This is a genomic window from Salmonella sp. FC25216 (assembly GCF_057751355.1).
In genome coordinates, this window is sequence record NZ_JBDGON010000001.1 from 143,337 (window position 1) to 159,471 (window position 16,135).

Sequence of the window (16,135 nt, forward strand, 5' to 3'; positions counted from 1 at the left end):
CATCAGGTCCTCTCCGTTTTGCTTAACCACATTTCGTCCATCCCGCCCCCGCGAATCTGCATCGGATAGACATGCTCGCTGCCATCAACAATGACATCGACGAACACCAGCCGGTTATTACGTACCTGCTCAAGGGCTTCGCTGAGTTTGCTTTCCAGCTCATCCGGACGGTTAATCTGAAGTCCGACATGGCCATAGGCCTCCGCCAGGCGCACAAAATCCGGCAACGATTGCATATAAGACTGAGAATGACGACCGGAATAGATCATGTCCTGCCACTGTTTCACCATCCCCAGATAACGGTTGTTCAGGTTCAGAACCAGCACCGGCAGTTCATACTGTAAGGCTGTCGACAGCTCCTGAATGTTCATCTGTATACTGCCATCGCCGGTCACGCAGACCACCATTTCTTTCGGCAGGGCCATTTTAACGCCCAGCGCAGCCGGTAGGCCAAAACCCATCGTGCCGAGCCCGCCGGAATTAATCCAGCGACGCGGTTTATCGAACGGGTAGTAGAGGGCGGCAAACATCTGGTGTTGTCCTACATCGGACGTCACGTACGCGTCGCCCTTCGTCAGACGCCAGAGGGTTTCAATCACCGCCTGGGGTTTAATGCTTTCGCTTTCCGCGTCATATTTCAGGCACTGACGGGCGCGCCAGATCTCTATCTGCTGCCACCAGTCGCGAATATCATCCCGCGGCTGAGACGGCGCATCCTGCGCCAGCATCTCCAGCATTTGTTCGAGTACCAGACGGGCATCGCCTACCACCGGGATATCAGCATTCACCGTTTTGGATATAGAAGTCGGGTCAATATCGATATGTAATACCGTCGCGTTCGGACAATATTTAGCGAGATTATTCGTCGTCCGGTCGTCAAATCGTACGCCAACAGCAAAAATTACGTCAGCGCTATGCATGGTCATATTGGCTTCATAAGTGCCATGCATTCCCAGCATTCCTAACGACTGGCGATGAGTAGCAGGAAACGCGCCCAGTCCCATTAATGAAGAGACCACCGGCAGGTTAAAAGTTTCGATTATGTGGCGCAGCGGCGCATAGCAGGCTGCGCTTATCGCCCCTCCCCCGACATAGACCACCGGTTTTTTCGCCGACGCCAGTGTTTGCAACGCACGCTTAATTTGCCCTTTATGTCCTGACGTTGTGGGATTGTAAGAGCGCATACTGACCGTTTCCGGCCAGGCATACGGCATTTTTTTCGCCGGATTCAAAATATCTTTCGGCAGATCCACAACCACCGGCCCGGGACGCCCGCTTGCCGCCAGCCAGAAGGCTTTTTTAAGTACCTGCGGAATATCTTCCGTCTGTTTGACCAGGAAGCTATGTTTGACCACTGGTCGGGAAATCCCCACCATATCGCACTCCTGAAAGGCATCATAGCCAATCAATGAGGTAGCGACCTGGCCGGAAAGAATCACCAGCGGAATGGAATCCATATAGGCCGTAGCAATCCCGGTAATCGCATTGGTCGCCCCCGGCCCGGAAGTCACCAGCACCACGCCAACGTCGCCAGTGGCTCGCGCCAGACCATCCGCCATATGCACCGCGGCCTGTTCATGGCGAACCAGTACATGCTCGATCCCCCCGACGGTATGTAGCGCATCATAAATATCAAGCACTGCGCCTCCAGGATAGCCGAACACCTGTTTTACGCCTTGATCGATAAGCGATCGGACGACCATCTCGGCTCCAGACAACATCTCCACGGCTTGCCTCCACTTTATACCTGTCATCACGGTTTGATGGACACCTTAACCGCTCGCTATCACGCCTGGCAATTGGGGGGAATGACGTAAAGGGGAAGAAGATTAGAATAATCAGGAAGCAATAAGAGAAGAAGTGGATAAATACTCCGTCTGAATCACACCAGGTAATAAATAATCGCTTATAAATGCAGACTTACAGCAATTCATCTATTTTTCATAGTGACGGAAAGAATCGCCAGGCGCTAATTCAGCATAAAATTTTTGATATACGACAAAAAGCAGAATAAACCAGAAAGTATTTCTGATTTATTCTGCCCGGTTTTATCGCTTACAAACAGAGACTAATAACTCTTCCATCCATTGGTGCCCTTTATCACGCCCAGCCGCTTCATGCCAGGAAAGGTAGCATGTCCGGCTATTCAGTTTTAAAGGCAACGGCAATATTTGCAGATCCAGCGACTCCGCAAACTCTTCCGCCAACCAACGCGGGGCAATTGCGACCAAATGTGTCTGCGAAACCACATTCAGAACGCTGATAAGCGCCATGCCCTGATAAGCCACGCTCGACTGTTTATCCGACGTGTCATACCATGGCTGACTAAATGAAGCATAACGTTCGAGAGAAACAACCGCATGTTGTTCACTATAAACATCGCTTTCCAGCAGGGGGCCGCTAATACGCGGATGTTTCCGGCTGGCGACTAAAACCATTTCATCTTTAAATAGCGGTACGCTGGTAAATTCAGGGCGACGGAATTCTTCATAACTAATAACGAACTCGGTTTCCTGATAGCGTAGCTGATGCTCGGTATTCTGATTCAACGATGCTTTAAAAACGACATGAATATTCGGCGCAATTTGTTCTACGTGATTATAAATCTGTGACGTCAGGATATTATCCAGCGGACTGCACACGCAAAGGTTGAATACACGTTCGCTACTGGTCGGCTCAAACCCCGATCCCGGCAATTCATTTTGTACCAATTGCAATGCCTGACGGACTGAACCAAATAATTGAAATGCACGGGCAGTCGGCTGAATTCCTCGTCCATACCGAACAAAAAGTTCGTCATTAAACATAACCTTCAGACGCGCCACGGCGTTACTGACCGCAGGCTGCGACATTCCGAGCGTGTGGGCGGCGCGCGTAATATTCTGCTCTTGCATCACCGCATCGAACACGGTTAATAGGTTCAAATCAACCATGCGAAGCTGCGGTTTGCTCATCTCTAAAAAATGCGGCTTTTCGGTTTTGACCTCTGGCATATCTAACTCCACTGTCACGCTTAACTCCCTTTTTCTGGCTGAAAGCAGAAATAATTCCTGAAAATATGATTTACCATGCATATAAAATAAGAAAAAGGGAAAGCGTTAAAATTCGGAAAACATAAAGACGCTGACAGAGACAAATAGAATGCCAGCGCAAGCGTAATGTACCCTGAGCCACATCATCGCAATTCATAATGTTTAAATTACGGAAGCAATATAACCATAACCATGGCGAATACACAATCATACGCCAAGTGAATGATAATTTAAGTTTCAATTAAATGTTTATATTATTAATGCCGGAAAAGTTAACATTAATTTATCAATAACATTATCTTTACCCATTAAGTAAACAAGGTTATTTACTAAAAAACAAAATAAATCAAAAAGATAAACCTAACCTTTAGCATACCTTTAGCTGACCGCTCCTCTAACCAATTTGCAAACAAAAATGCCTAAATATTTCAAACAATGAAAAGTATGAATGTCTACCCATTCTTTTATCCTTTATTGGACGCCATACCTAGCACAATTAGCTAAAGTAAGTATCGGATACGACCAACAAAATGCAATGGCGCTAGAAATCAGAGTTGACATCAAATGGCATATCCAGTACCACTAAAAGCATATCGCATTCGCTGGAGTTGAATTAATGTCACATATTGTTCGTTTCACTGGGCTACTACTACTAAACGCATTTACTGTGCGCGGTAGACTGGTGGGCGGCATTCAGCATTAAGTCAGCTCGAAGTCAAACAAAAACCCGCGCCGTTGCGCGGGTTTTTTTATGCCTGACGCAAGGCGCTCCAGGAGACAAGGACCACATCATGAGCCAGCAAGTCATTATTTTTGATACGACCTTACGCGACGGCGAACAAGCGTTACAGGCCAGCCTGAGCGCGAAAGAGAAGCTGCAGATTGCCCTGGCCCTTGAGCGCATGGGTGTTGATGTCATGGAAGTGGGCTTCCCGGTCTCTTCTCCGGGTGATTTTGAGTCCGTACAAACCATCGCGCGCACCATCAAAAATAGCCGCGTTTGCGCCCTGGCCCGTTGTGTAGAAAAAGACATCGACGTCGCGGCACAGGCGCTGAAGGTCGCCAACGCGTTTCGTATCCATACTTTTATCGCCACCTCGCCAATGCATATCGCCACCAAGCTGCGCAGTACGCTGGATGAGGTCATCGAACGCGCGGTATACATGGTTAAGCATGCGCGTAATTATACTGATGACGTGGAGTTCTCCTGCGAGGACGCTGGCCGGACGCCTGTTGACGATTTAGCGCGCGTGGTGGAAGCCGCCATAAACGCCGGCGCGAGAACCATCAACATTCCCGATACCGTGGGCTATACCATGCCGTTTGAGTTTGCGGGAATCATTTCCGGCCTGTATGAACGTGTCCCCAATATCGACAAAGCCATCATCTCTGTTCATACCCACGACGATTTAGGGATAGCGGTAGGCAACTCACTGGCGGCGATACATGCGGGCGCGCGTCAGGTCGAAGGCGCGATGAACGGTATCGGCGAACGCGCCGGTAACTGCGCGCTGGAAGAAGTCATCATGGCGATTAAAGTGCGCAAAGACATTATGAACGTGCATACCAACATCAATCACCACGAAATCTGGCGTACCAGCCAGACCGTCAGCCAGATCTGTAATATGCCAATTCCGGCCAACAAAGCCATTGTTGGCAGCGGCGCTTTCGCCCACTCTTCCGGCATCCACCAGGACGGCGTCCTCAAGAACCGCGAAAACTATGAAATCATGACGCCGGAGTCTATCGGTCTGAACCAGGTACAGCTGAATCTGACCTCCCGCTCTGGCCGCGCCGCGGTCAAACACCGCATGGAGGAGATGGGTTACAAAGACACAGACTACAACATGGATCACCTGTACGACGCGTTCCTGAAGCTGGCGGACAAAAAAGGCCAGGTGTTTGACTACGACCTGGAAGCGCTGGCGTTCATTAATAAACAGCAAGAAGAGCCAGAGCATTTCCGTCTGGACTACTTCAGCGTGCAGTCCGGCTCCAGCGATATCGCCACCGCTTCCGTGAAACTGGCCTGTGGTGAAGAGATCAAGGCCGAAGCGGCGAATGGCAATGGCCCGGTCGATGCTATCTATCAGGCGATTAACCGCATCACGGGCTACGACGTTGAGCTGGTTAAATACGACCTGAACGCCAAAGGCCAGGGCAAAGACGCGCTGGGTCAGGTCGATATCGTGGTGAACCATCATGGTCGACGCTTCCACGGCGTCGGGCTGGCGACGGATATCGTCGAATCCTCCGCCAAAGCGATGGTGCACGTGCTGAACAATATCTGGCGCGCTGCCGAAGTTGAAAAAGAATTGCAACGCAAAGCTCACAATAAAGAGAACAACAAGGAAACCGTGTAATGTCGAAGAACTATCATATTGCCGTATTGCCGGGCGACGGCATCGGCCCGGAAGTCATGGCGCAAGCCCTGAAAGTCATGGACGCGGTGCGCAGCCGTTTTGGTATGCGTATTACCACCAGCCGCTATGACGTCGGCGGTATTGCTATCGACAATCATGGTCATCCACTGCCGAAAGCCACCGTTGAAGGGTGTGAGCAGGCGGATGCCGTTCTGTTTGGCTCCGTCGGCGGCCCGAAATGGGAAAATTTGCCTCCCGAAAGCCAGCCGGAGCGCGGCGCCCTGCTGCCGCTGCGCAAACATTTCAAATTATTCAGTAACCTGCGCCCGGCGAAACTGTATCAGGGACTGGAAGCGTTTTGCCCGTTGCGCGCCGATATCGCCGCTAACGGTTTCGATATCCTGTGCGTGCGCGAGCTGACTGGCGGGATCTATTTCGGTCAGCCAAAAGGCCGCGAAGGCAGCGGTCAGTACGAAAAAGCCTTTGATACCGAAGTTTATCACCGCTTTGAGATCGAACGTATTGCCCGTATCGCCTTTGAATCGGCGCGTAAACGCCGCCGTAAAGTCACCTCTATTGATAAAGCCAACGTACTGCAAAGCTCTATTCTGTGGCGTGAGATCGTCAATGACGTCGCGAAAGCGTATCCCGACGTGGAACTGGCGCACATGTACATCGATAACGCCACCATGCAGTTGATTAAAGACCCGTCGCAGTTTGACGTACTGCTGTGCTCTAACCTGTTCGGCGACATTCTGTCCGACGAATGCGCCATGATCACCGGCTCAATGGGGATGCTGCCGTCCGCCAGCCTGAACGAGCAAGGGTTTGGTCTGTATGAACCGGCTGGCGGCTCCGCGCCGGATATCGCCGGGAAAAATATCGCCAATCCGATTGCGCAGATCCTGTCGCTGGCGTTGCTGCTGCGCTACAGCCTGGACGCCGATGAGGCGGCAACAGCCATTGAACAGGCGATCAATCGCGCATTAGAAGAAGGCATTCGCACCGGCGATTTAGCCCGGGGCGCTGCCGCGGTCAGTACCGATGAGATGGGCGATATTATCGCCCGCTATGTCGCAGAAGGGGTGTAATCATGGCGAAGACATTATACGAAAAATTATTTGATGCCCACGTGGTCTTTGAGGCGCCAAACGAAACGCCGTTGCTGTACATCGATCGCCACCTGGTACACGAAGTCACCTCACCGCAGGCGTTTGACGGTCTGCGCGCGCACCATCGTCCTGTACGTCAGCCAGAGAAAACCTTCGCCACGATGGATCACAACGTCTCGACGCAGACTAAAGACATTAACGCCTCCGGCGAAATGGCGCGTATCCAGATGCAGGAGCTGATTAAGAACTGTAACGAGTTCGGCGTTGAACTGTATGACCTGAATCACCCGTATCAGGGTATCGTCCATGTGATGGGGCCGGAACAGGGCGTCACCCTGCCGGGCATGACCATCGTCTGCGGCGACTCCCACACCGCCACCCACGGCGCGTTTGGCGCGCTGGCCTTCGGCATCGGCACCTCTGAGGTGGAACATGTACTGGCGACGCAAACCCTGAAACAGGGGCGCGCTAAAACCATGAAGATTGAAGTCACGGGCAACGCCGCGCCGGGCATTACCGCCAAAGACATCGTGCTGGCGATCATCGGCAAAACCGGCAGCGCCGGCGGTACCGGACACGTGGTTGAATTTTGCGGCGACGCGATCCGCGCGCTGAGTATGGAAGGCCGCATGACGCTGTGCAATATGGCGATTGAGATGGGTGCCAAAGCCGGTCTGGTCGCCCCGGATGAAACCACCTTCAACTACGTAAAAGGGCGTTTGCACGCGCCGAAGGGCCGCGATTTTGACGACGCCGTTGAGTACTGGAAAACGCTGAAAACCGATGACGGTGCGACCTTTGATACCGTCGTCACCCTGCGGGCGGAAGAGATCGCGCCGCAGGTGACCTGGGGCACTAATCCGGGCCAGGTGATTTCCGTCACCGACATCATCCCCGATCCCGCCTCCTTTAGCGATCCGGTTGAACGCGCCAGCGCTGAAAAAGCGCTGGTTTATATGGGCTTACAGCCGGGCGTACCGTTAACGGACGTTGCTATCGATAAAGTCTTTATCGGCTCTTGTACCAATTCACGCATTGAAGATTTGCGCGCGGCGGCGGCAGTCGCCAAAGGCCGTAAAGTCGCGCCGGGCGTACAGGCGCTGGTGGTTCCCGGCTCCGGCCCGGTCAAAGCGCAGGCGGAAGCAGAAGGGCTGGATAAAATATTTATCGAAGCCGGTTTTGAGTGGCGTCTGCCGGGCTGCTCGATGTGCCTGGCGATGAATAACGATCGTCTGAATCCGGGCGAACGTTGCGCCTCGACCAGCAACCGCAATTTTGAAGGTCGTCAGGGCCGTGGCGGGCGCACCCATCTGGTCAGCCCGGCGATGGCCGCCGCGGCTGCCGTCACGGGCCGTTTTGCCGATATTCGCAGCATCAAATAAGGAGAACAATCATGGCAGAAAAATTTATCCAACATACAGGCCTGGTTGTCCCACTGGATGCCGCCAACGTCGATACTGACGCCATTATCCCCAAGCAGTTTTTGCAGAAGGTAACGCGTACCGGTTTTGGCGCGCACCTCTTTAACGACTGGCGTTTTCTGGACGAACAGGGTCAGCAGCCTAATCCGGCATTCGTCCTGAACTTCCCGGAATATCAAGGCGCGTCTATTCTGCTGGCGCGGGAAAACTTCGGCTGCGGCTCGTCGCGCGAACATGCCCCGTGGGCGCTGACCGACTACGGTTTTAAAGTGGTGATCGCGCCGAGCTTCGCCGACATTTTCTACGGCAATAGCTTTAACAACCAACTGCTGCCGGTGAAGTTAAACGAAGAAGAGGTGAACGAGCTGTTTGCGCTGGTGCAGGCTAATCCGGGGATTCATTTTGAGGTGGATCTGGCAGCGCAGGTCGTGAAAGCCGGCGACAAACGTTATCCCTTTGAGATCGACGCCTTCCGCCGCCACTGTATGATGAACGGTCTGGACAGCATTGGGCTGACGCTGCAACACGAAGATGCGATTGCCGCCTACGAAAATAAACAACCAGCGTTTATGCGGTAATCCTTGACGCCTTACCTGGCCTACAGGTTATGCAATATCACCAGGTTGCCACTATATCCTGTAGGCCTGATAAGCGTAGTGCCATCAGGCTTCGGGGTGGTCATCGGTCGCTAACGCCAGGGGATATTCCGGCATTTTTTATACGTCTTTTACTCGCCCGGTCATGACCAGCGTGACCACAGAAATCGCCGCAATCACCCAGTAAACGGCAAAATGGCCGAAGCTTTGCGCCACCGCGCCCTGAATCACGCCCGCCAGAATAACGCCCGTTGAAATGCTATTGGTGAAAAGCGTCGTGGCAGCCCCTGCCCTGCCTGGCATCAAATCCTGAAACCACAGCATTCCAATCCCGGCGACAATGCCAATAAATACCGCATTAAAAAGTTGCAACAACAGCAGCGCCGTCCGGCTGTGAAAAAAGAGCAAACCGACATAAAACAGCACGCCCGCCGCCACGGCGGCAATCATCATCCGCCGCTTGCCAAAGCGCTTCACATAAAAACCGGCCAGAATCATTGCCGGAATCTCCAGCCCTGCCGCCGTGCCCATCAATACGCCGGCCAGTTTATCCGACAGACCCAGCTCAACGCTTATCCATAGCGGCATATCAATGATGTACATGGTATTGCAGGTCCACATCAATGTGGAGGCGATAAACAACATACGCACATTTCTATCCTGCCAGCCGTTTATCTGAGCGAGCGGCGCATCGACCGGTTGTTCGACGCGTGCCACCGAAGGCAGCATCAGGGCAATCAGAACCAGGCTGACGGCAAAAATAACGGCGGCAATAGAGAACATGACGGTGAATCCGTAATTCAGCGCCAGCATAAAGGCCAGCGGCGGGCCGATCACCCACGCCAGCGAAAGCTGGGCGCGCATCACCGAACTAAACATCACCACTTCGCGCGCCGAACTATCGGCATACTCCCGCGCCAGCGCAAACAGTTGCGGCATGGCGGTATTGGCCAGCGACGCCAGCAGTACGCCGCAGGTAATTAAGGTTAAATAATGACGATTAAAAGCAAACAATAACGCGTTGCCGATCGCCATCAGACAGCAAAACATAATCAGCTTACGGCGATCGCCGCGGCTATCTGAGCGTTTCGCTAGCGCCAGACTGACCCCAATCCCGGCAATGGCGTTGACGGTATAAAATAGCCCCACCCAAAACGGCTGCGCGCCCACTTCGCGACTAAGAAACAGGCTTAACGTCGGCGCCTGAAGCGCGCCAGCGACGCCCATCATAAAAGCGACCAGCATAAACGCCGCATAAATCCCGTTGAGACGCCGTCCCATCGTCGTAATCCAGAGCATAGTAAGTCCTTTAAGCGCAGCCGAAATAAAAAAAGCCAGCAGGTATTATCTGCTGGCGGGTGATTTTAGGCTATAGCCTACACCAATACTCAGTCACACATGATGTCTGCAATTGGCTTCAATCGGTCGCCTCCCACTGCATCAGTTCTGCGAGCATTTTTAAGCGTTGCGGCGCGCTCAGGCAAACCAGCCAGGACGTTTTTTCCGTCGCGGCAAAATATCTCAACCAGAACTGGTACATAGCGACCTCTTCCTCTTGCTTCATCGAAAGGTATTATTGGCCTAATATAGGGATAATAAAATTGCTGAGTTTTTCATCGGAGTTCCCCTTTTATGCCCTCAGGTCGCCTGCAACAACAATTTATCCGTCTCTGGCAATGTTGTGACGGTAAAACGCAAGACACCACGCTTAATGAGCTGGCGGATCTGCTGAACTGTTCCCGTCGCCATATGCGTACGCTGCTAAATACGATGCAGGCGCGCGGCTGGCTAACATGGGAAGCGGAGGTTGGACGCGGAAAGCGTTCGCGTCTGACGTTCCTGTATACCGGACTGGCGCTACAACAGCAGCGAGCGGAAGACCTACTGGAACAAGATCGAATCGATCAACTGGTACAACTGGTTGGCGATAAAAGCGCCGTCAGGCAAATGCTGATTTCCCATCTGGGACGCAGCTTCCGCCAGGGGCGGCATATTCTGCGGGTTCTTTACTATCGCCCGATGCACAATCTCCTGCCGGGAACCGCATTACGTCGCTCGGAAACCCATATTGCCCGGCAGATTTTCAGTTCGCTCACGCGGGTAAATGAGGAAAACGGGGAACTGGAAGCGGACATTGCGCACCACTGGCAGCAAATTTCCCCTTTACTGTGGCGCTTCTACCTGCGCCCCGGCATTCATTTTCATCATGGTCGCGAACTGGAGATGGAAGATGTCATCGCCTCGCTGACGCGTATCAATACGCTTCCGCTTTACTCGCACATTACAAAGATAGACTCCCCTACCGCGTGGACGCTGGATATTCATCTTTCCCAGCCGGATCGATGGTTGCCGTGGCTGCTGGGCCAGGTCCCGGCGATGGTTTTGCCACGGGAGTGGGAAACGCTGACTAATTTCGCCAGCCACCCTATCGGCACCGGGCCTTATGCCGTGCGGCGTAATACGCCAAACCAGCTCAAGATACTCGCCTTTGATGACTACTTCGGCTATCGGGCGTTGATAGACGAAGTGAACGTCTGGGTACTGCCGGATATCAGTGAAGAACCGGCCTGCGGCTTGATGCTGGAAGGGCCGATACAAGGTGGTGAAAAAGCGATAGAAAGCCGTCTGGAAGAGGGGTGCTATTATCTGCTATTCGACGCCAGAACGCCGCGCGGCGCGCATCCACAGGTCAGAGAATGGGTGAGCCATGTCCTCTCCCCCACCAATTTACTCTATCATGCCGATGAGCCACTACAGCAGCTCTGGTTCCCTGCCTATGGGCTTTTACCGCGCTGGCATCACGCCCATCCAGGCCCAGGCGAAAAACCCGCCGGGCTGGAAACCCTCACGCTGACCTTCTATCGCGAACACATTGAGCACCGGGTTATCGCCCGTATCATGAGCGCGCTTCTGGCTGAGCATCAGGTGCATCTGCATATTCAGGAGATCGACTACGATCAATGGCACGCCGGCGAGATCGAAAGCGATATCTGGCTCAATAGCGCTAACTTTACTCTGCCGCTGGATTTCTCGTTGTTCGCGCACCTGTGCGAAGTACCGCTCTTGCAGAACTGTATTCCGCGCGACTGGCAGGGCGACGCCGCGCAGTGGCGCGCTGGCGAAATGAACCTGGCAAACTGGTGCCAGCAACTGCTGGCCTGCAAAGCGATTGTGCCGCTGATCCACCACTGGCTGATTATCCAGGGACAGCGCAGTATGCGCGGGCTGCGTATGAATACCCTCGGCTGGTTTGATTTTAAATCGGCGTGGTTTGCGCCGCCAGATCCTTAACGCCAGCTCTTGATTGCTGCCCGGCAACAAAATCACTACACTAACGCCGAACTCAACGGGGTGCCGCGCCCGTGCGTGCGCTGAGAAAATACCCGTCGAACCTGATCCGGATAATGCCGGCGAAGGGATTTGAGGCTACCTCTCAAGTCCTTTGCCACTCTTTAACTGAGGTGCAAAGTGTTAAAAAAATATCTTCCGCTTTTACTCCTGTGCGCGGCGCCTGCCTTCGCCAAACCCATTCTCACCGTCTATACCTACGACTCGTTCGCCGCCGACTGGGGGCCAGGCCCGGCGGTGAAAAAAGCGTTTGAAGCCGACTGTAACTGCGAGCTAAAACTGGTGGCGCTGGAGGATGGCGTTTCGCTGCTCAACCGCCTGCGGATGGAGGGGAAGAACAGCAAAGCCGATGTGGTGTTGGGGCTGGACAACAATCTGCTGGAAGCGGCTACGCAAACTAAACTCTTTGCTAAAAGCGGCGTGGCGAATGAGGCGGTCAAGGTGCCCGGCGGCTGGAAAAACGACACATTTGTTCCGTTCGATTACGGCTATTTCGCCTTTGTCTACGATAAAAGCAAGCTGAAAAATCCGCCGAAAAGCCTGAAAGAACTGGTCGAGAGCGATCAAAAATGGCGGGTGATTTATCAGGACCCGCGTACCAGTACGCCAGGGCTGGGGCTATTACTGTGGATGCACAAAGTCTATGGCGATAACGCGCCGCAGGCCTGGCAAAAACTGGCGGCCAAAACGGTCACGGTGACGAAAGGCTGGAGCGAAGCCTACGGTTTATTTCTGAAAGGTGAAAGCGATTTGGTGCTCAGTTACACCACCTCGCCGGCATATCACATTATTGAAGAGAAGAAGGACAATTACGCCGCCGCGAACTTCAGCGAAGGTCATTACTTACAGGTAGAAGTAGCGGCGCGTACCGTCTCCAGTAAGCAGCCGGAACTGGCGGAGAAATTCCTCAAATTTATGGTTTCTCCAGCGTTTCAGAACGCCATACCAACCGGCAACTGGATGTACCCGGTAGCGGACGTCGCCTTACCGGCAGGGTTTGAATCATTGGTAAAACCCGCCACAACGCTGGAATTCACGCCGCAGCAGGTTGCAGCACAACGCCAGGCATGGATTAGCGAATGGCAACGCGCCGTCAGCCGTTAATTCCCGGCTGGCTAATTCCGGGGCTGTGCGCCGCCGCGCTGATGATAACCGTCGCTCTGGCGGCCTTTCTGGCGCTTTGGCTGAGCACGCCGTCGGGCGCATGGTCGACAATCTGGCGGGATAGCTACCTGTGGCATGTGGTGCGCTTCTCATTCTGGCAGGCGTTTCTGTCCGCGGTGCTGTCTGTGGTCCCGGCGGTTTTTCTCGCCCGCGCGCTTTATCGACGCCGTTTTCCTGGACGTCTGGCACTGCTGCGTCTGTGCGCCATGACGCTGATTCTGCCGGTACTGGTTGCCGTGTTCGGCATTCTTAGCGTGTATGGCCGCCAGGGCTGGCTGGCCTCGCTGTGGCAGATGCTGGGGCTTCAGTGGACATTCTCCCCCTACGGCTTGCAGGGCATTTTACTGGCGCACGTCTTTTTTAATCTGCCAATGGCGAGCCGCTTGTTGCTGCAATCTTTGGAAAGCATTCCCGGCGAGCAGCGCCAGCTCGCCGCCCAGCTCGGTATGCGCGGCTGGCATTTTTTCCGTTTTGTCGAATGGCCGTGGCTGCGCCGCCAAATTCCGCCCGTCGCGGCGCTGATTTTTATGCTCTGCTTCGCCAGTTTTGCGACGGTCCTGTCACTCGGCGGCGGCCCGCAGGCCACCACTATCGAACTGGCTATCTATCAGGCGCTCAGTTATGACTACGATCCCGCCCGCGCGGCGATGCTGGCATTAATCCAGATGGTCTGCTGCCTGGCGCTGGTGCTGCTAAGCCAGCGGTTAAGCAAAGCGATTGCGCCGGGGATGACGCTGACGCAGGGCTGGCGCGATCCTGACGATCGTCTCCACAGCCGTCTGACGGACGCCTTATTAATCGTGTTGGCGCTGCTGCTGCTGCTTCCGCCGCTGGTCGCCGTGGTGGTCGATGGCGTCAACCGCAGCCTGCCGGAGGTGCTGGCGCAACCTATTCTGTGGCAGGCTGTCTGGACATCACTACGCATTGCGCTGGCGGCGGGCATTCTGTGTGTGGTACTGACCATGATGCTGCTGTGGAGTAGCCGCGAATTACGCCAACGCCAGCAGGTATTCGCCGGACAAACGCTGGAACTCAGCGGGATGTTGATCCTCGCGATGCCGGGGATCGTGCTGGCGACGGGCTTCTTTTTATTGCTCAATAATAGCCTCGGCTTACCGGAATCCGCCGACGGCATCGTGATTTTCACCAATGCGCTCATGGCGATCCCCTACGCGCTAAAAGTCCTGGAAAACCCAATGCGCGATGTTACCGCCCGTTACGGAATGCTGTGCCAGTCATTAGGAATTGAAGGCTGGTCGCGGTTAAAGATCGTGGAGCTGCGAGCACTGAAACGTCCACTGGCGCAAGCGCTGGCGTTTGCCTGCGTACTTTCTATCGGTGATTTTGGCGTCGTCGCGCTTTTCGGCAACGACAATTTCCGCACGCTGCCGTTTTATCTGTATCAACAGATCGGCTCCTACCGTGGCCAGGACGGCGCGGTGACCGCGCTGATACTGTTGCTGCTCTGCTTTACGCTATTTACCCTCATAGAGAAACTACCGGGCCGACATGCTAAAACTGATTGATATCACCTGGCTTTACCATCATTTGCCGATGCGTTTTACGCTGGCGGTAGAACGCGGCGAGCAGGTGGCGATTCTTGGCCCCAGCGGCGCGGGGAAAAGCACTCTGCTGAATTTAATTGCCGGTTTTCTCACCCCTGCCCGCGGTACGCTACTGATTGCAGGCGAGGATCATACGCTTACGCCGCCCTCACGCCGTCCGGTCTCAATGCTGTTTCAGGAGAATAATTTATTCAGCCATCTGAATGTGCAGCAAAATATCGGTCTGGGGCTAAATCCCGGGTTAACGCTCAACGCCAGCCAGCGGGAAAAACGGGACGCCATCGCACGTCAGATGGGCATTGAGAGTCTGATGACGCGTTTGCCGGGCGAACTGTCCGGCGGCCAGCGTCAGCGGGTAGCGCTGGCGCGCTGCCTGGTACGTGAACAGCCGATGCTACTGCTGGATGAACCGTTCTCGGCGCTCGATCCCGCGCTGCGCCAGGAGATGCTGACGTTGGTCAGCGATATCTGCCGCGAGCGACAGCTCACGCTGTTGATGGTCTCGCACAGCGTGGAAGATGCGGCGCGGATCGCGTCACGCGCCATTGTCGTGGCCGACGGGCGTATCGCGTGGCAGGGAAAGACGACAGAATTACTCAGCGGACGAGCCAGCGCCTCAGCGTTGCTGGGGATTAACGGCTGATCGTGCGACTCGCTAAGCGCAGCGCCATCAGGCCCCACAATGCCGGATGGCGGCATTAACACCTTATCCGGCCTACAAGCTCCCGGCGAGTGGAACAGCGTTATCAGAAGCCGACGACCTTGTGAAGAATATCAATATACACCGGCATCAGCGGATGGCGAACCAGCACCACCAGCGCAATAACCCCCACGCCAGATGCCATCGGCGCCAGCCATAACAGACGGGTGCGCGGTAAAAACGCCGCGAGTCGATCGGTCGCCGCTTTGCCGCTGCGCCACCATCGCCAGCACAACCAACCGCCAATCCATAATAACAATGCGGTCGCCAGCAATAGCCATTTGAAGCTGCCGCTTTGTTGATCGGCGGGGATATCAATGGCGGCGCCAGCCAGAATGCCCGGCAGGAAATAAAACGGCGGCCACAGCAAACAGCCAATCAAGTTCGGCACAATAAATTTCGCCACGGGAAGATCCAGCATCCCTGCCACCATCGGTACCAGCGGCCGCGTTGGCCCGACAAAACGTCCGACCAGGATCGTGAACATACTGTGCTGATGCAGCGCGTGTTCGGTTTTATCCAGCAGCGACTTGTTCTTTTTCATAAAAGACCAGCGGTGTAGCGGCTTTTTAAAGCGCCACCCCAGCCAGAACGAAATCCAGTCGCCCATCAGACAGCCGATAATGCCCACCAGCCAGGCATGCCAAAAATTGAGCTCGCCGCTGCCGATAAGCGCCCCCAGCCCCGCCATCAGCACCGTGCCGGGTAAAATCAACCCCACCAGCGCCAGCGATTCCAGGAAGGCAACCAGCAACACGGCGATAAGCGAATACAGCGTGGATTGGGTGATAAAGTGTTCCAGCAGTGCTTGCATAGTGTGTCCGTCAGCGTGAT

General features: G+C 54.4%; 14 protein-coding genes and 1 riboswitch. Of the genes, 9 read left to right on the forward strand and 5 right to left on the reverse strand.

Going from position 1 to position 16,135, the window contains the following annotated elements; genetic code table 11:
- Positions 1-2: 2 nt before the first annotated feature.
- Positions 3-1,727, reverse strand: a complete 1,725-nt coding sequence (gene ilvI / locus AC3G3F_RS00640; RefSeq protein ID WP_053508828.1) for an acetolactate synthase 3 large subunit — start codon at positions 1,725-1,727, stop codon at positions 3-5.
- A gap of 321 nt (positions 1,728-2,048) precedes the next feature.
- Positions 2,049-2,993, reverse strand: coding sequence for a transcriptional regulator LeuO (leuO, locus tag AC3G3F_RS00645; RefSeq protein WP_023245703.1), 945 nt, complete (start codon positions 2,991-2,993; stop codon positions 2,049-2,051).
- Positions 2,994-3,648: 655 nt separating this feature from the next.
- Between leuO and leuL the strand changes: the two genes are divergently transcribed.
- The 5 genes from leuL (at position 3,649) to leuD (ending at position 8,506) form a co-directional block, all read left to right on the forward strand.
- Positions 3,649-3,735, forward strand: coding sequence for a leu operon leader peptide (gene leuL, locus AC3G3F_RS00650; RefSeq protein ID WP_023245702.1), 87 nt, complete (start codon positions 3,649-3,651; stop codon positions 3,733-3,735).
- Between the two features lie 88 nt (positions 3,736-3,823).
- On the forward strand, positions 3,824-5,395 hold the full coding sequence (leuA, locus tag AC3G3F_RS00655; RefSeq protein WP_023245701.1) for a 2-isopropylmalate synthase: 1,572 nt from the start codon (positions 3,824-3,826) through the stop codon (positions 5,393-5,395).
- Positions 5,395-6,486 (forward strand): 3-isopropylmalate dehydrogenase, encoded by a 1,092-nt coding sequence (leuB, locus tag AC3G3F_RS00660; protein ID WP_023245700.1) that lies wholly within the window; start codon positions 5,395-5,397, stop codon positions 6,484-6,486. Before leuA ends, leuB begins: the two co-directional genes overlap by 1 nt.
- 2 nt (positions 6,487-6,488) lie before the next feature.
- Positions 6,489-7,889 carry a 3-isopropylmalate dehydratase large subunit gene (gene leuC / locus AC3G3F_RS00665; protein ID WP_488394282.1) on the forward strand — a complete coding sequence of 467 codons (1,401 nt, stop codon included), beginning with the start codon at positions 6,489-6,491 and terminating at the stop codon, positions 7,887-7,889.
- Positions 7,890-7,900: 11 nt separating this feature from the next.
- On the forward strand, positions 7,901-8,506 hold the full coding sequence (gene leuD, locus AC3G3F_RS00670; RefSeq protein WP_023245698.1) for a 3-isopropylmalate dehydratase small subunit: 606 nt from the start codon (positions 7,901-7,903) through the stop codon (positions 8,504-8,506).
- Positions 8,507-8,644: 138 nt separating this feature from the next.
- On the opposite strand, the gene AC3G3F_RS00675 is transcribed toward leuD, so the two are convergent.
- The gene (locus AC3G3F_RS00675; protein WP_023245697.1) at positions 8,645-9,823 is read right to left on the reverse strand and encodes a sugar efflux transporter; all 1,179 of its coding nucleotides are present in this window, start codon (positions 9,821-9,823) and stop codon (positions 8,645-8,647) included.
- A 118-nt stretch (positions 9,824-9,941) separates the two neighbouring features.
- Positions 9,942-10,064, reverse strand: a complete 123-nt coding sequence (gene sgrT / locus AC3G3F_RS00680) for a glucose uptake inhibitor SgrT (protein WP_023245696.1) — start codon at positions 10,062-10,064, stop codon at positions 9,942-9,944.
- A gap of 92 nt (positions 10,065-10,156) precedes the next feature.
- Here sgrT and sgrR point away from each other — a divergent pair, with 92 nt between their 5' ends.
- The 4 genes from sgrR (at position 10,157) to thiQ (ending at position 15,244) form a co-directional block, all read left to right on the forward strand.
- Positions 10,157-11,815 (forward strand): HTH-type transcriptional regulator SgrR, encoded by a 1,659-nt coding sequence (gene sgrR / locus AC3G3F_RS00685; RefSeq protein WP_023245695.1) that lies wholly within the window; start codon positions 10,157-10,159, stop codon positions 11,813-11,815.
- 46 nt (positions 11,816-11,861) lie between these two features.
- Positions 11,862-11,961: riboswitch (TPP riboswitch) on the forward strand.
- A gap of 31 nt (positions 11,962-11,992) precedes the next feature.
- Positions 11,993-12,976, forward strand: a complete 984-nt coding sequence (gene thiB / locus AC3G3F_RS00690; protein WP_488394283.1) for a thiamine ABC transporter substrate binding subunit — start codon at positions 11,993-11,995, stop codon at positions 12,974-12,976.
- Positions 12,952-14,562 (forward strand): thiamine/thiamine pyrophosphate ABC transporter permease ThiP, encoded by a 1,611-nt coding sequence (gene thiP / locus AC3G3F_RS00695; RefSeq protein ID WP_023245693.1) that lies wholly within the window; start codon positions 12,952-12,954, stop codon positions 14,560-14,562. The genes thiB and thiP overlap by 25 nt, the downstream gene beginning before the upstream one ends.
- The gene (gene thiQ, locus AC3G3F_RS00700; protein WP_023245692.1) at positions 14,546-15,244 is read left to right on the forward strand and encodes a thiamine ABC transporter ATP-binding protein ThiQ; all 699 of its coding nucleotides are present in this window, start codon (positions 14,546-14,548) and stop codon (positions 15,242-15,244) included. The genes thiP and thiQ overlap by 17 nt, the downstream gene beginning before the upstream one ends.
- Positions 15,245-15,347: 103 nt before the next feature.
- Here the strand turns inward: thiQ and AC3G3F_RS00705 are convergent, their stop codons facing one another.
- A complete protein-coding gene (locus tag AC3G3F_RS00705; protein WP_023245691.1) occupies positions 15,348-16,115 on the reverse strand; it encodes a DedA family protein in 768 nt (255 codons plus the stop codon).
- Positions 16,116-16,135 lie beyond the last annotated feature (20 nt).

Bases quoted from the DNA above. Each gene is read 5' to 3' on its own strand.
- leuO (WP_023245703.1), bottom strand. From the start codon at position 2,993: ATGCCAGAGGTCAAAACCGAAAAGCCGCATTTTTTAGAGATGAGCAAA.
- leuL (WP_023245702.1), top strand. From the start codon at position 3,649: ATGTCACATATTGTTCGTTTCACTGGGCTACTACTACTAAACGCATTT.
- leuA (WP_023245701.1), top strand. From the start codon at position 3,824: ATGAGCCAGCAAGTCATTATTTTTGATACGACCTTACGCGACGGCGAA.
- leuB (WP_023245700.1), top strand. From the start codon at position 5,395: ATGTCGAAGAACTATCATATTGCCGTATTGCCGGGCGACGGCATCGGC.
- leuC (WP_488394282.1), top strand. From the start codon at position 6,489: ATGGCGAAGACATTATACGAAAAATTATTTGATGCCCACGTGGTCTTT.
- leuD (WP_023245698.1), top strand. From the start codon at position 7,901: ATGGCAGAAAAATTTATCCAACATACAGGCCTGGTTGTCCCACTGGAT.
- AC3G3F_RS00675 (WP_023245697.1), bottom strand. From the start codon at position 9,823: ATGCTCTGGATTACGACGATGGGACGGCGTCTCAACGGGATTTATGCG.
- sgrT (WP_023245696.1), bottom strand. From the start codon at position 10,064: ATGTACCAGTTCTGGTTGAGATATTTTGCCGCGACGGAAAAAACGTCC.
- sgrR (WP_023245695.1), top strand. From the start codon at position 10,157: ATGCCCTCAGGTCGCCTGCAACAACAATTTATCCGTCTCTGGCAATGT.
- thiP (WP_023245693.1), top strand. From the start codon at position 12,952: ATGGCAACGCGCCGTCAGCCGTTAATTCCCGGCTGGCTAATTCCGGGG.
- thiQ (WP_023245692.1), top strand. From the start codon at position 14,546: ATGCTAAAACTGATTGATATCACCTGGCTTTACCATCATTTGCCGATG.
- AC3G3F_RS00705 (WP_023245691.1), bottom strand. From the start codon at position 16,115: ATGCAAGCACTGCTGGAACACTTTATCACCCAATCCACGCTGTATTCG.